This is a genomic window from Halalkalibacter oceani (assembly GCF_040544555.1).
Lineage (GTDB): Bacteria > Bacillota > Bacilli > Bacillales > Bacillaceae_D > Halalkalibacter > Halalkalibacter oceani.
Window position 1 is genome coordinate 95,421 of the sequence record NZ_JBEPKD010000003.1, and the last position, 14,856, is coordinate 110,276.

The 14,856-nt window shown below is 48.7% G+C and carries 17 protein-coding genes; all 17 read right to left on the bottom strand.

All coding sequences use genetic code 11. The features are described 5' to 3' along the window. Nucleotides 1–73: 73 nt before the first annotated feature. The 17 genes from topA to ffh all read right to left on the bottom strand — a co-directional run bounded on the left by topA (nt 74) and on the right by ffh (nt 14,847). Entirely contained in the window at nt 74–2,149 is a 2,076-nt protein-coding gene (topA, locus tag ABMB67_RS05610) for a type I DNA topoisomerase (protein ID WP_354571362.1), read from the bottom strand. Nucleotides 2,150–2,272: 123 nt separating this feature from the next. Next, complete coding sequence (gene dprA / locus ABMB67_RS05615) at nt 2,273–3,163, bottom strand: DNA-processing protein DprA (protein WP_354571363.1); 891 nt, start codon at nt 3,161–3,163, stop codon at nt 2,273–2,275. A gap of 160 nt (nt 3,164–3,323) precedes the next feature. After that, the gene (gene sucD / locus ABMB67_RS05620; protein WP_354571364.1) at nt 3,324–4,229 is read right to left on the bottom strand and encodes a succinate--CoA ligase subunit alpha; all 906 of its coding nucleotides are present in this window, start codon (nt 4,227–4,229) and stop codon (nt 3,324–3,326) included. 18 nt (nt 4,230–4,247) lie between these two features. Continuing rightward, entirely contained in the window at nt 4,248–5,408 is a 1,161-nt protein-coding gene (gene sucC / locus ABMB67_RS05625; RefSeq protein WP_251222000.1) for an ADP-forming succinate--CoA ligase subunit beta, read from the bottom strand. A 287-nt stretch (nt 5,409–5,695) separates the two neighbouring features. Further along, complete coding sequence (locus tag ABMB67_RS05630; protein ID WP_251221999.1) at nt 5,696–5,884, bottom strand: small, acid-soluble spore protein, alpha/beta type; 189 nt, start codon at nt 5,882–5,884, stop codon at nt 5,696–5,698. A 67-nt stretch (nt 5,885–5,951) separates the two neighbouring features. Then, on the bottom strand, nt 5,952–6,221 hold the full coding sequence (locus ABMB67_RS05635; protein ID WP_251221998.1) for an EscU/YscU/HrcU family type III secretion system export apparatus switch protein: 270 nt from the start codon (nt 6,219–6,221) through the stop codon (nt 5,952–5,954). Further along, nucleotides 6,218–7,957 (bottom strand): TP0910 N-terminal domain-containing protein, encoded by a 1,740-nt coding sequence (locus tag ABMB67_RS05640; RefSeq protein WP_251221997.1) that lies wholly within the window; start codon nt 7,955–7,957, stop codon nt 6,218–6,220. The genes ABMB67_RS05635 and ABMB67_RS05640 overlap by 4 nt, the downstream gene beginning before the upstream one ends. A gap of 21 nt (nt 7,958–7,978) precedes the next feature. Then, nucleotides 7,979–8,740, bottom strand: a complete 762-nt coding sequence (rnhB, locus tag ABMB67_RS05645; RefSeq protein WP_251221996.1) for a ribonuclease HII — start codon at nt 8,738–8,740, stop codon at nt 7,979–7,981. A 171-nt stretch (nt 8,741–8,911) separates the two neighbouring features. Beyond that, nucleotides 8,912–9,763: a ribosome biogenesis GTPase YlqF gene (ylqF, locus tag ABMB67_RS05650; protein ID WP_354571365.1), complete on the bottom strand. Its 852-nt coding sequence runs from the start codon at nt 9,761–9,763 to the stop codon at nt 8,912–8,914. 10 nt (nt 9,764–9,773) lie between these two features. Further along, nucleotides 9,774–10,307, bottom strand: coding sequence for a signal peptidase I (gene lepB / locus ABMB67_RS05655; RefSeq protein ID WP_251221994.1), 534 nt, complete (start codon nt 10,305–10,307; stop codon nt 9,774–9,776). A 256-nt stretch (nt 10,308–10,563) separates the two neighbouring features. Beyond that, nucleotides 10,564–10,908: a 50S ribosomal protein L19 gene (rplS, locus tag ABMB67_RS05660; RefSeq protein ID WP_251221993.1), complete on the bottom strand. Its 345-nt coding sequence runs from the start codon at nt 10,906–10,908 to the stop codon at nt 10,564–10,566. A gap of 123 nt (nt 10,909–11,031) precedes the next feature. Next, nucleotides 11,032–11,766: a tRNA (guanosine(37)-N1)-methyltransferase TrmD gene (gene trmD / locus ABMB67_RS05665; RefSeq protein ID WP_354571366.1), complete on the bottom strand. Its 735-nt coding sequence runs from the start codon at nt 11,764–11,766 to the stop codon at nt 11,032–11,034. Next, on the bottom strand, nt 11,756–12,283 hold the full coding sequence (gene rimM / locus ABMB67_RS05670; RefSeq protein WP_251221991.1) for a ribosome maturation factor RimM: 528 nt from the start codon (nt 12,281–12,283) through the stop codon (nt 11,756–11,758). Before rimM ends, trmD begins: the two co-directional genes overlap by 11 nt. A 3-nt stretch (nt 12,284–12,286) precedes the next feature. Then, nucleotides 12,287–12,685 carry a YlqD family protein gene (locus ABMB67_RS05675; RefSeq protein WP_251221990.1) on the bottom strand — a complete coding sequence of 133 codons (399 nt, stop codon included), beginning with the start codon at nt 12,683–12,685 and terminating at the stop codon, nt 12,287–12,289. A gap of 91 nt (nt 12,686–12,776) precedes the next feature. Continuing rightward, entirely contained in the window at nt 12,777–13,007 is a 231-nt protein-coding gene (locus tag ABMB67_RS05680) for a KH domain-containing protein (RefSeq protein WP_251221989.1), read from the bottom strand. A gap of 76 nt (nt 13,008–13,083) precedes the next feature. Then, nucleotides 13,084–13,356: a 30S ribosomal protein S16 gene (gene rpsP, locus ABMB67_RS05685; protein WP_251192121.1), complete on the bottom strand. Its 273-nt coding sequence runs from the start codon at nt 13,354–13,356 to the stop codon at nt 13,084–13,086. Nucleotides 13,357–13,488: 132 nt separating this feature from the next. Continuing rightward, nucleotides 13,489–14,847, bottom strand: a complete 1,359-nt coding sequence (ffh, locus tag ABMB67_RS05690) for a signal recognition particle protein (RefSeq protein ID WP_354571367.1) — start codon at nt 14,845–14,847, stop codon at nt 13,489–13,491. Between the last annotated feature and the right edge of the window lie 9 nt (nt 14,848–14,856).

Consider the following 14,856-nt stretch of genomic DNA (forward strand, 5'->3'; position numbering starts at 1 on the left):
GTCTTTTTTTCAACTATTTTGCTTTTTATGTTTTTTCACGTCCGCGAGTCAGGCGATCACCGAATGCTAAACGCTAATTGGCTTCCTCTTTATAATCGCAAGCCGAGCATTCCACATGAACGCCGTTTTTCGTTTTCTTCTCCACCAGCATTTTGCCGCATTTCGGACACGGTCTGGCAATCGGCTTATCCCATGAAATAAAGTCGCATTCCGGATAGCGGTCGCAGCCGTAAAAGACGCGGCGTTTTTTGCTTTTCCGCTCGACTACATTGCCTACTTTACATGTCGGGCATTTGACGCCGATTTCTTTGACGATCGCCTTCGTGTTCCGGCACTCAGGGAAATTCGAGCAAGCCATGAACTTTCCGAAACGACCCATTTTATAGACCATTTCATGTCCACATTTCTCGCAATCCTCGCCGGCCGGCTCATCCTTGATTTCGACTTCCTTCATTTCTTCTTCGGCGTGCGACAGCCGCTTTTCAAATCCCTGGTAAAACTCATCAATAATTGAAATCCAGCGCTGCTTGCCTTCCTCGATGGAATCGAGATCATTTTCCATCTTCGCCGTAAATTCCACATCGAGAATCTCCGGGAAAAATTCAACGATCATCTCAAGCACGATTTCACCTAATTCGGTCGGGACGAACCGTCTGTCCTCCAAGGCGACATACCCTCTTTTTTGGATCGTGTCGAGCGTCGGCGCATAGGTGGATGGACGCCCGATTCCAAGCTCCTCCATCGTTTTGACAAGACGCGCCTCTGTATAACGCGGCGGCGGCTGGGTAAAATGCTGATTCGGTTCAATCTCAAGCTTTTTCACCGATTGCCCTTCCTGCAAATTCGGCAGCAAGCGGTCTTCTTCTTTCTTACCGTCATCATTGCCTTCGATGTACACCTTCATGAAACCGGCAAATTTCACTTTCGAGCCTGTTGCCCGGAATTGAACATTGTTTTGTTCGATGTCGACCGTCATCGTATCCATAATTGCCGGTGCCATTTCACTGGCAACCATCCGTTCCCAAATCAGCTTATACAGTCTGAACTGGTCTCGTGATAAATAGCTCTTTACCGCTTTCGGATCTTTCCAAACCGATGTTGGGCGGATCGCTTCATGCGCATCCTGGGCTTTTTTATCTTTTTTGACGACTCGCTTTTCTTTCCGGCTGTACTCCTCGCCGTATGTCGCCGTAATGTATTCCTTCGCCTCCGCCTGCGCCGTCTCGGAAATCCGGGTGGAATCGGTACGCATATACGTAATTAACCCGACTGTCCCTTCTTTCTTGCCAAGATCAATCCCTTCATATAATTGCTGGGCGATCATCATCGTTTTCTTGGCGCGGAAGTTTAATTTCCGTGCCGCTTCCTGTTGAAGCGACGACGTCGTGAACGGGGTGACCGGATTTCGTTTCCGTTCCTTCTTCTTGACGGATGTCACTTGAAACTGATCGGATTGCAGCCGCGCTAATACGTTGTTGACATCCTCCTCAGAAGCAAGCTCCTGCTTCTGCCCGTCCACTCCGTAAAATCTTGCTTCAAACGGCTCATTTTCAAGTGAAAACTGCGCCTGAATGCTCCAGTATTCTTCCGGAACAAACGCTTTGATCTCTTTTTCACGCTCAATAATCATTTTAACGGCAACTGATTGCACACGCCCCGCGCTTAACCCTTTTTTCACTTTCTTCCATAGTAATGGACTTATATTGTAGCCGACAAGCCGGTCTAAAATCCGTCTTGCCTGCTGGGCATCGACGAGATCCATATTAATGGAGCGGGGATTTTTAAAGGCATCTTTTATTGCCTGCTTCGTAATTTCATTAAAAACAACCCTGCATTCCGAATTTTCGTCAATATTTAAACTGTGAGCCAAATGCCAGGCAATGGCTTCACCCTCTCTATCAGGGTCAGCCGCTAAGTAAATTCGTTTTACTTTCTTGGCAGCTGATTTCAACTCTTTTAATACAGGGCCTTTTCCGCGAATGGTAATATACCTTGGTTCAAAACCTTTCTCAACATCTACTCCCATTTGACTTTTCGGTAAGTCTCTAACATGTCCCATTGAAGCCTTTACAATATATTTTTTACCTAAATACTTTCCAATGGTCTTTGCTTTGGCGGGAGATTCCACGATTACTAAATAATCGGCCATGTAAGCAGCTCCCTCTCTCGAAGAATATATTAAAATCTTCCCTATTATTAAACAGACTTTCTCCATTTGTCAAACGGCAGCTTAAATTCTTTTCCGAAAATCGCTCAAAATGAGCAGCTGTCGTCAGCTTTTTCCGGTAACATTTGGCAGCTCCTGAAGCAGGTCCTCTTTTGTTAAAATCAGCTTTGCTCCTTGCTGGATCAGGCGATTCGTCCCTTCTGATTCAGCGGAAAAAATTGAGCCCGGCACGGCGAACACATCCCGCCCCTGTTCGAGCGCCTGATCCGCTGTAATCAGGGATCCGCTTTTTTTCTTCGCCTCTATGACGACAACAGCCTGCGAGAGGCCGCTGACAATCCGGTTTCTGACTGGGAAATGCCATTTGCGCGGCCTGACCCATGGGGGATATTCACTAACAAGCAGCTGCCATTTTGCCATATATTGAAATAATGATTTGCTTTCTTGCGGATAAGGAAAATGGAACCCTGAGGCGAGTACGGCGATCGTCCGGCCGTTCGTCCGGATCGCCTGTTGGTGGGCGTGCGCATCAATCCCGCTGGCGAGACCGCTGACAATGGTCCAGTCGTTTTCTACCAAAGCGTGAACAAAATAGGCAGCGCTTTTCATCCCTGCCTCAGTCGGCTTTCTCGTTCCGACGACAGCGACCGTCCGCTTATTTGCCAGAATATGCTGCAAGCCTTGCGTATATAACACAAAAGGGGGATCATAAATATGCTGTAACAAACATGGATAGGTGGAATCGTGCAAGGTGATCGGGCAAATGCCCTGTTCTTGGAAAAGTTGCTCAAGCTGAGCTGGAGATATTCGGTGAAGGGTCTGATGAAGCATCATCGCTTTAGTCGGGGGAAGAGTAAATACTTTCTCGAGATCGACCGGTCTATACTGATAAATGAAATGAAGCTCTGGATCATCGTCGATTATTTTCTGAAAAAGCTTTCTGTTTGCTCCAAAGCAGCTGTGGAGATGAATCCATTTCATCCGAAACGTCGTCATGCGCCGCATATCCCTCCTTGTTATCAGTAAACGATAGGCGGAATTTATTACAGAGGCTAGGCAAAAGGTTGTTTTTTCCCTTTTGCCCGGCCTCTGCGCTACTTTTGTCTTATTCTCTCAAAATGAGAAATCGACAATTTTATGACATTTTTTTTGGAGATTAGCTGTGTGTTTTACACTTTTCCAGAATACCTTTTTCTTCCAAAACAGAGATCAGCGTTTGTCCCATAACAGATGGAGTTTCCGCTACTTGTACGCCGCAGCTTTCCAACGTTTTGATCTTTTCAGCCGCTGTTCCTTTTCCTCCGGAAATAATCGCACCGGCATGACCCATCCGCTTTCCAGGAGGGGCTGTTTGACCGCCGATAAAGCCGACAACCGGCTTTGTCATATTTTCTTTAATCCACTCGGCTGCTTCTTCCTCTGCTGTTCCGCCGATCTCTCCAATCATGATCACCGCATACGTGTCTGGATCTTCGTTGAAAAGCTGAAGAACATCAATAAAGTTTGTGCCGTTAACCGGGTCTCCCCCGATTCCGACGGCGGAAGATTGACCGATTCCGTTTGTTGATAATTGGTGAACCGCTTCATACGTTAATGTACCGGAACGCGACACAACACCAACATGACCTTTTTTATGAATATAGCCAGGCATAATTCCGATCTTACATTCATCAGGAGTAATAACCCCAGGGCAGTTCGGACCGATTAAACGCGTCTTTTTGCCTTCCATGAAACGTTTAACCTTGACCATATCGAGCACAGGAATGCCTTCTGTAATACAAATCGCCAAATCAAGCTCGGCATCGACCGCTTCCATAATCGCATCGGCAGCGAACGCCGGCGGTACATAAATAACCGTTACATTTGCCCCTGTTTCTTTTACAGCCTGCTCAACGGTATCAAAGACCGGAATCCCTTCAACCTCTGTGCCGCCTTTACCCGGCGTTACGCCGCCGACAATCTTCGTTCCATATTCAACCGCCTGCTGTGTATGAAACAAGCCAGTTGCTCCTGTAATCCCTTGAACGATTACTTTCGTATCTTTATTAATTAGGATGCTCATTATCGTGTCCCCGCCTTTCTATTTCACTAATGAAACAATTTTTTGTGCGCCGTCAGCCATCGAATCAGCAGCTGTGATGTTTAAGCCGGATTCTTTAAGAATCTTTTTCCCTAAGTCAACATTTGTTCCTTCAAGACGTACGACAAGCGGAATTTCCAAGCCTACTTGCTTCGTCGCTTCGACGACGCCTTCCGCGATAATGTCACATTTCATAATTCCACCGAAAATGTTGACGAAAATTCCTTTTACGTTATCATCGGATAGAATGATCTTGAATGCTTCCGTTACTTTCTCGGCAGTAGCACCGCCACCTACATCAAGGAAGTTGGCCGGGTCACCATTGTAATGCTTGATGATGTCCATCGTTGCCATCGCCAAACCGGCACCGTTGACCATACATCCGATGTTGCCATCCAATGAAATATAGCTTAAGTCATATTTGGAAGCTTCGATTTCCTTCGGATCCTCTTCTTCCAAATCGCGGTACTCAAGCACATCCTTCTGACGATAAAGCGCGTTGGAGTCAAAGTTCAGCTTCGCATCAAGCGCCATTACTTTTCCGTCGCCAGTTGTCACAAGCGGGTTGATCTCGGCAATCGAGCAATCCTTTTCAACAAAGGCTTTATACAAGCCCATCATAAATTTAACAGCTTGACCAACAAGCTCCTTTGGAATGTTAATGTTAAAAGCGAGTCGGCGTGCCTGGAAACCTTGCAGGCCAACAGCCGGATCAATGACCTCTTTAAAAATCTTTTCCGGAGTTGCTTCTGCTACTTCTTCAATTTCCGTTCCGCCTTCTTCAGAAGCCATCATTACGACGCGTGATGTCGCGCGATCAAGAACGAGCCCGATATAGTATTCATTTTTAATATCGCAGCCTTCTTCGATTAGTAAGCGCTTTACTTCCTTACCTTCTGGACCTGTCTGGTGAGTGACTAGCGTTTTACCAAGAATATCAGCAGCATATGTACGTACTTCGTCAAGATTTTTCGCAACCTTGACTCCCCCAGCCTTACCACGGCCACCTGCATGGATTTGTGCTTTCACGACACAAACGTCTGTTCCTAACTCTTTTGCTGCTTCTACTGCTTCTTCAACAGAGAACGCTACTTTCCCATTGGGAACTGCAACGCCGTATTGACGAAGGAGCTCTTTTCCTTGATACTCATGGATATTCATTCTCTCTCCAGCCTCCTATCAATGCATGTAATTTAAGCCGTCTGATAAAAATCGATCATGTCCGGCAAAATCCTCTTCTATTTTAGCACTTATTTCGTCTTTTTGGGAGGGGAAATCCAAGTAGATGCTAAATAAATTAAAGGGCCTGCGCAAAAAGGAAGAGGGGGCTTTTCGGTCGGCCTGAGAAGAAATGATCAGATGATCAAAAAAGGGGGGCGGCCGCACTAGCTGCGGTCACCATTTGTGGAAGTACGCCAAAAGGGAGATGCTTCTGTTAAGGCATCCCCTTATTGCTGCTTATCCGCTTTCTTTTTTGATTCCTTGCTTTGTTTCTTGAGCATTTCCTTTGTCATATCTTTCGCCTTGGCGTCTGTCTCCTGGACGGAAAAATGCACGCCGAATTCCTGCGCGTATTCCTCCTGATAGCTTTCCATAAAAGAGATCGCTTCAGGTACAAGCAATTTATTTTCCTTCATCGACCAGCCCTCCTGTAGTAAGACGTTATGGGCATAGTATATCCTTTTGATTCACCCACTATCAGACTTATTTTTGGTGCTGGTCAATTTTATAAATAAAGGAAAACACTTCGGCAACAACTTCATAAAGCTCCGGCGGAATCGCCTGATTCACCTCAAGCTGAGCGAGCATTTCGACAAGGGAAGGATCCTCCTGAATCGGAACGTCGTTTTCCTTCGCCTTCGCAATCAGTTCCTCCGCGATATAGCCTTTCCCTTTAGCAACCACTTTCGGCGAAACATCTGTTTCAGCCTGATAACGGAGGGCGACAGCCTGCTTTTTTCGTTCCTGCTTCATATTCTCACATCCACTCCCTGATAATGCACATGGGGCTTATACAAATGATTTGCCTGCTGCGAGCTCGCCTGCGCATCCTTCATCTTGCGCCATTTTACCGAAAGCAATTGATAATTGTGCTCGGCAAGACCCTTTTTCAAGGTCGGTACTAATACATTGATCAGCGCATCGGGGCTTTCGTGTTCATTATAAACGGTCACCGCCACAATTCGGTTTTGAATCTGGACATCGACAATGGTCTCCTCAAGCTGTTCAAGTGTTAAATAAAAGAGAATGCGGCAGTAATCGGGATTCAGCTCCCCGTTCTGCTGTTTTTTCCCTTCCCATTGAACCGTCATGTCGGTCTGCCACGCACCGAGGGTTAACGGAAGCTGGAGAATCAACTGCTGATACGGGCCATTTTGCTCCTGAGCGAGCAGCTGTTGACCGGTCAGCCGCTGAAGCGTCTGATTGACCTGCTCCTTCAGTCCCGCCGGAAGATCCTGTTGCTGAAGCTGGAGCAATTGCGCCTTTACACGATCCGTCACGATCGTCTCTCTCGTCAGCTCTCCCTGTAGCAGGCGACTAACATCGCGTTCATGCTGATAGCCAAGCAGCTGGAGTACATGTTGCAAATGCTTGGCGGCTCCGCCCTTCTCCTGAGCAAACGGGGAGCCTGATTCAAGCACCTGGAGAAAAGCCGCCCTCTCGCTTGCTGACAGCTCCTGCTGCGGCAACGTCAGCCAGCGGCTATGAATAGCTGCCGCCGGTTCTTTGCTTTGCAAAAGCTGGAGCAACTGCTGCAAGGCTGGCTCCCCTTCTTTCCCTGCCGGTATCGACAGACGGCCGAGCATCGTTTCAAGAAATTGCCGCGGTTCAAGCCTGCTCAGTTCGGCTCCCTGTCCGCTCCTCAAATCCGGCCAAAGTGAAGCGACGATTTCACGATTCGCCGGATGAAGCACCGCGGTCTGAAATTGACTGGCAAGCTGCGAACGGCTTGCTCCTGCCTCGATAATGCCAAGACGAGCGAGAAGCTGGCCGGCGCCCCGGCTTACGTCTCCTTCTCCTTCGGTGGCAAATTGGGCCAACAGCTGAACAATCGGCGACGGTTTCGCCTGCTGATCAGGATGAACGAGCGCAGCTGTTAGCTGTCTAAGCTGACCGGTGGCGGGATGCGTGCTTTGTTCCAGCATCTGACTTAGCTGCTGCAGCTGCTGGGTCAGCGAAGGGCTCAATGTAAGCGACTGGTAAGCCTGAAACGTCTCTTTCGTTAAAGGAAGCTGACGTTGCATCATCTCAATCAGTGTCTGAAAGCCTCTTTGATTAAATTGCTGCAGCTCGGTCAACAGCTGCGAGCCACTGACGACCGTTTGCCGGGTAAAGGGCTGCTGCTGTTCCGACAGGTGGCGGACAAATGCTTCTGTTTCCTTTGAAGCCGGGAGGGAGAGCTGCTGGATCAGCTTTTGGATCGAAGGCTGGTCGCCAAGCCCTTCCCGTTGTCTGATCGCGTTATCATCTAAGACGCGCAGCCGCGGGATCCCCGCGCTTTCCTGGACTTCAAACCAATAGCGCTGACCTGCTGTCAGAGCGGCTTCCAGACGAGCTGTCACCGTCGTCCCGTGAACCTGTAAGGCGGCCATGTTCTGCGGATAAAGCTTAGCGATCCGTCCCTGAAACACCTGGCCTTGGGTAAGGTGTAATGGCCGAGGCTGGGATGGCTGACCGATCCCTTCATTATGAATGCGCGACTGTATCATCTTCTTCCCTCCTAGCTGTTCTTACGCTCTTTCCTGCACCGGTCTGAACGAACGGCGATGCTCGGGCGTCACGCCGAGGCGGTCGATCGCCTCCAAATGCTCCTTCGTCCCGTACCCGGCGTGGTGTGAAAAGCCGTAGCCCGGATATTTCGTTTCAAGCTCAGCCATATATGTATCACGCGCCACCTTGGCGATAACGGAGCTGGCGGCGATCGTGATGCTTTTTTCATCGCCTTTGATCAGGCTTGTTTGCGGAATGTCGAGCTGAAGACTCATTGCGTCAAGCAAAAGATAGTCCGGCTCTTTATGTAACGTCGAGATGGCCGTCTGCATCGCTGTTTTCGTAGCTTGATAGATATTGATCCGATCAATTTCAGCAGCATGCACCATTTCAATGGAATAAGCGATCGCTTCCCGTTTGATTATTTCAGAAAACGCCTCACGTTTTTGTTTCGACAGCTTTTTCGAATCGGTTAAGCCGAGCAGCCTGAAGTCCGGAGGAAGAATGACGGCTGCGGCGACGACCGGACCGGCGAGCGGGCCGCGACCGACTTCATCGATTCCCGCCAGCGCATGATAGCCCTGTGAGCGCAACTGTCGCTCGTACTCGTTCATTCGCTCATGCATCGCCAGCAACTGCTGCCGTTGCTCCTGCCGCTTCCTATATTGCTTCAGTAACGTTTGAACTCCTTTGCGTTCGTCTCCGGCCAGCCTGTCAAGCTGCTCCTGTTCAACTTCCGGCTGTTCAAGTAGTTGTCTAATATGCTGAATCGATTGTTTCATTTTATCTCCTTATTTTTCCTTACATCTAACCGGCTAATTTTTCTTCTTATTTTCTATATCGGTTCTTCTTCAGCTTATCTAAAGCAGGAACCGTTGAAACAAAAAAGAGAGGCCAACGCCAAGCCTGCCAGCCCTCGTCCCTCTCTTTTGCAGCCGGACAGCTGCGCTTTTTTACTGCTGATCAGGCGTTTCCAAAGAAATCCGGCCTATCGTTCCTGCTCTTGTTTCCCGCAGGATAATTTCAGCCGCCTTGTCATAATGAACCGCGCCACCAGGCAGCAGACAGCCGCGCTTTCGCCCAATCTCTTCAAATAAAGCTAACCCGTCTTCCGGTATCTCATCAAGCTTGTAACGGCTTTGAATCAATGTTGGATAGGCGTCCTTCATATAACGTAAGACGAACAGCGCGATATCTTGAAAATCAAGGAGTTCATCCTTAATCGCTCCGGTCGCCGCCAAGCGGTAGCCAATGATCTGATCTTCGAATTTAGGCCATAATATCCCGGGCGTATCGAGCAGTTCCAGCTCTTTTCCTACTTTGATCCACTGCTGCCGCTTCGTCACGCCAGGACGATCCCCGACCTGCGCTGTCCGCTTTTGCGCCAGCCGGTTAATGAGCGTCGATTTTCCGACATTCGGGATCCCGAGAATCATCGCCCTGATCGCTCTTGGCTTCATTCCTTTTGAACGCCATTTCTCAATGAGCGGCTGTGCCAGCTTTGTGCAGGCAGCGGCGATTTTTTCGGTTCCTTTTCCCGTTTGCGCATTGATCGCCAGCACGAGCGCCCCTTTTTCTTCAAAATACTCTTTCCAGCGCTCCGTGATCGCCGGATCGGCTAAATCTGCTTTATTTAATAGCACGAGCCTTGGTTTATGGGCGACGATTTCATCAATCATCGGATTTCTCGATGCAAGCGGGACACGCGCATCTAGCAGCTCAATAATGACGTCGATAAAGCCGAGCTTCTCTGTTACTTCACGGCGCGCTTTGGCCATATGTCCGGGAAACCACTGAATCGTCATGCTGCTTCACCTACTTTGCAATTCGTATATTTGAGATCGGCCAAAACACGACATTCGCCTTGCCGATCACTTCATCAATATGAACCGTGCCAATATCACGGCTGTCACGGCTATGCCAGCGGTTGTCTCCAAGGACAAACAATTCATCCTCCGGCACGACACCATCGAGCTCGAAATCACCGGTCAGACCATCCTGATACAACGGCCGCAGTTCATCTAAATAGGGTTCCTCAAACGGCTCTCCATTAATATAAAGCGTATCATCGCGATACTCGACGCGATCACCAGGTAAACCGATTACCCGCTTAATATAGTCCTTGCCGGCCGGGGCATGGAAAACGATAATATCAAAGCGCTCCGGCTCCCCAAAAACATAACCGATTTTATTGACAATTAAGCGATCGCTGTCTTCCAATGTCGGAAGCATTGACTCCCCATCGACGATCACCGGGGCAAACAAAAACTGCCGAATCAAAAAAGCGAGAACAAGGGCTACAATTACCGCTTTTAGCCATTCCCATGATTCCTTTTTTTTCTCACTCATACCCATGCCTCCATTACAAACATTTACCTGACTATGCCATAGTTTATCACATGCTTGCTTCCTTATGAATATCGAAGCTCTGACAATCCTCTACCCTTTTTTCAACCTGTAATATCTCTTTAAAACAAAAAGAGGGTGTCCCAAAAGCCTTGGCTTTGGGGGACACCCTCTTTTGTATGGGAAAACCCCAAGGGAAACAGCGTTTTTCGTTACCCGCTGTTTCGAGGCTGCGCATCAGGCAGCCTCTCTTCGTGTGTTATCGGATTTCTTTAATACGGGCCGCTTTACCGCGCAGATTACGCAAGTAGTAAAGTTTCGCACGACGTACTTTACCGCGACGCTTCACTTCGATCTTCTCGATCTTTGGTGAATGTAATGGGAATGTACGTTCAACACCTACACCGTATGAGATCTTACGCACTGTGAAAGTTTCACTTACACCAGTACCACGACGCTTGATCACGACACCTTCAAAAACCTGGATACGCTCGCGAGTTCCCTCAACAACCTTTACGTGTACACGTAAAGTGTCACCAGGACGAAACGCCGGCAGGTCACTGCGCAGCTGATCATTTGTAATTTCACGGATAATGTTGTTCATCGTATAATTCCACTCCTTCCATACAGATGCTCATAACAGGCTGCCTGCAGCGGAACATCGTAATCACTGGCTATTAGCCACAAAGACTATAATAGCATAGAGCAGAGGGGAACACAACTCCCTTTAACGCTTTTCTTGAAACTCCTTCAGCCAGCGCCGCTGCTGTTCAGATAATGGCCCCTGCACAAGCAAATCCGGCCGCCTTTGCCACGTCCGGCGGAGCGCTTCTTTTTCCCGCCACGCTTCGATGTTTTTATGATGCCCCGATAAAAGAACGTCAGGCACCTTCATTCCGCGAAAATCAGCCGGGCGAGTGTAATGGGGATGCTCAAGCAGACCGGTCGAAAAGGAATCCGTCACCGCCGATTCTTCATTTCCAAGCACACCAGGCAAAAGGCGGGCGACGCTGTCGATAATGACCATCGCCCCGAGCTCTCCGCCTGTCAGCACATAATCGCCAATTGAGATTTCATCAGTAACGAGATGCTCGCGAATCCGCTCATCATAGCCTTCATAATGGCCGCATAAAAGGATTAAGTGCTCTTCGCCAGCCAGCTCCTCGGCTTTTTGCTGGCTGTAGCGCTCTCCCTGCGGGCAAAGAAGAATGACGCGCGGCTTCGTGTGGCTCTCTTCTTTCAGCGCCTCGACGGCGTCGAACAGCGGCTGCGGGCTTAACACCATCCCCGCTCCGCCACCATACGGATAATCGTCGACCTTCCGGTGCTTATTGTCGGCATAAGCGCGAAAATCAACGACTTGAATCTTAACCGCTTCCCGTTCCTGCGCCTGCTTTAAAATCGACGTGTTGATCACTCCTGTAAACATCTCCGGAAAGAGTGAGAGGACATCAATCTTCATCGACAAGTCCCTCTAACAGCCGAACGGTAATCTGCTTTTCTTCGACATCGATCTCTTTGACGACATCTTCAATATAAGGCAGCAGAATATCCTTGCCTCCACCGGCGCGCTGCACGACCCAGACATCATTCGCCCCTGTTTCAAAGATTTCTTTCACGTTTCCGAGCGTCTCTCCCTCTTCTGTGACGACGGTACAGCCGATGATTTCATGGTAATAATATTCATGCTCATCCAATTCATCGAGCTGCTCCTCCGACACAAACAACGTTGACCCTTTAAATGCTTCCACGTCATTAATCGAGTCATAGCCTTCAAATTGAAGAAGATCAAAGTTTTTATGACGGCGATGATGCTTGACAACGACCGGTGTTCCCTGTTCATCAGCCGTCTGACGGATCAGAAGCCCGACGCCCGGCGCATAGCGTTCCTCGGCAAAGTCCGTCGAGGAAATAACGCGCACCTCTCCCCTGATCCCATGCGTATTGACGATTTTTCCGACTTTATACCAATTTGTCATTGTTCATTCCTTCTTTCTGCGAATTTGCTCCACCACTCCGTCTTTGACGACAATTTCCGTCTCCGGGGCCGGCCAAGGATCTCCTTCCTTGATTTCAACAATCGTCTCGACCGTTCCTTCCCGTAGCTCCGTTCCAATTTCGAGCTTGCTCAGCTGATCGACTTTAAAGGACAGTTCAGCGAGCTTTTCTTTTCGCTGCTTGATCTCCTCTTTATAGCGTGCTCGAAGCGTTTGTTGTTCATGCTTGCTGGCGACATCCTTCGTCGCTTTATGTAAATGAAAGGTAAGCTGTTCCAGCTCGCGTTCACATTGCAGAATTTCACTTTTAAACTCCTGCACGATGCTCTGCTTTTTCGCTTCGGTGACAACTTGTTTGACAACAACTGTACGAAGTATTTTCATGTCCTTCGCCCTTCCTTTTCAAATGGTTACAATAGCAAAAGGAGCTGTCCCAAAAGCTAGGCTTTGAGACAACTCCTTCTTCTCTGCGTTGCTAATCCACGATGTCTAATCGCACTCGCTTGTACGGCGAAACCGCAGCGGCATAAACAACCGAGCGTATCGCTTTCGCGGTCCGACCTTGCTTACCGATGACCTTCCCGACATCATCAGGATGGACCATCAGGCGCAAGCATAGGGTTGCTCCCTCTTGTACTTCTTCAACTTGAACATGCTCAGGCTGGTCTACAAGTGCTTTTACAATGTGTTCAACTAACGCCTTCATACGATTCTCCTTTTCACTCATCATCAAAAAGGGAAAGAGCGCAATGAGTTCATTGCTAGAGAGTTGTCACACTCTCTTACTTCTGGTTTTTCGCGTTGTGAAGCTTTTCCATTAAGCCTGCTTTTGAGAACAGGTTGCGAACCGTATCAGACGGCTTCGCTCCTTTAAGCATCCAGTCAAGAGCTTTCTCTTCTTCGATATTCACCTTTGCCGGTTGTGTTAATGGATTGTACGTTCCAATCTCTTCAATGAAACGACCATCACGCGGAGCGCGAGAATCTGCTACTACTACACGATAGAATGGGGCTTTGTTAGAACCCATACGCTTTAAACGAATTTTTACTGCCATTCGTGGGACACCTCCAAAAATAGTTCACACAATTTTTTATATTATCATCAATTCTCCTAGTAATCAACAAAAAGATAAATGGCTGTCCATCCAACTTTCTTGCCCGCCTCACCAGGAAAAGCGACTTCCTTCTTAAAATGGAAGCTTAAAGCCTCCAAGACCTTTGCCTCTTTTCTTCCCTTTGCCGGAGGCCATACCGGTCATCTGCTTCATCATCTTCTTCATGTCTTCAAACTGCTTCAGCAGCCGGTTAACATCCTGAATCGTCGTTCCACTGCCGGCGGCAACGCGGCGGCGGCGGCTGGCATTCATAATACTCGGCTCCTGCTTTTCCTTTTTCGTCATCGAACGGACGATTGCTTCGACCTTGCCGATTTGCTTATCATCGACCTGCAAATCCTTCATGCCCTTCATCTTGTTCATGCCAGGCATCATGTTCAGGATTTCATCAAGTGGTCCCATGCTGCGAACCTGGTCAAGCTGTTCAAGAAAATCATCAAAGGTGAAATCCATATTTCGCATCTTCTTTTCAAGCTCGCGCGCTTTTTCAGCGTCGACATTCGATTGTGCTTTCTCGATCAATGTCAGCACATCGCCCATTCCAAGAATCCGCGAAGCCATCCGCTCCGGATGGAACGGCTCGAGCTGGTCGATTTTCTCGCCCATCCCGACAAACTTAATCGGCGTATTGGTGACAGACTTGACGGAAATCGCCGCACCACCGCGTGTATCACCGTCGAGCTTTGTCAGCACAACCCCGGTAATATCGAGCTGTTCATTAAAGCTTTCGGCAACGTTGACGGCATCCTGCCCTGTCATCGCATCAACGACGAGCAAAATTTCATCAGGGCTGGCAAGCTCCTTTACCTGCTTAAGCTCATCCATTAATGTTTCATCGATATGAAGCCGTCCGGCCGTATCGATTAAGACATAATCATGATGGTCTTCCTTTGCCTTGGCAATTGCCTGCTTGGCAATCTCCACCGGGCTCACCTGATCGCCGAGCGAGAACACCGGCATATTCAATTGCTTTCCAAGCGTTTCAAGCTGCTTGATCGCCGCCGGGCGGTAAATATCGGCCGCGACGAGCAAAGGCTGACGATTATGCTTTTTGCGCAAATGGTTCGCAAGCTTGGCCGTCGTCGTCGTTTTACCGGCACCTTGAAGCCCAACCATCATCACGACAGTCGGCGGCTTTGAAGCGACGGCGATCTTGCTTTGTTCGCCCCCCATAAGCGCGGTCAGTTCTTCGTTGACGACCTTAATAATCTGTTGCCCCGGCGTTAAGCTTTTCATCACTTCCTGCCCGAGCGCCTTTTCTTTCACGCTGGCGATGAATTGCTTCACCACTTTAAAGTTAACATCCGCTTCCAGTAAGGCAAGGCGAACCTCACGCATCATTTCCTTGACGTCCTGCTCACTGACCTTTCCTTTGCCGCGGATTTTTGTTAATGTATCCTGCAGTCGCTCCGCTAAACCTTCAAATGCCATGTTGTCGCC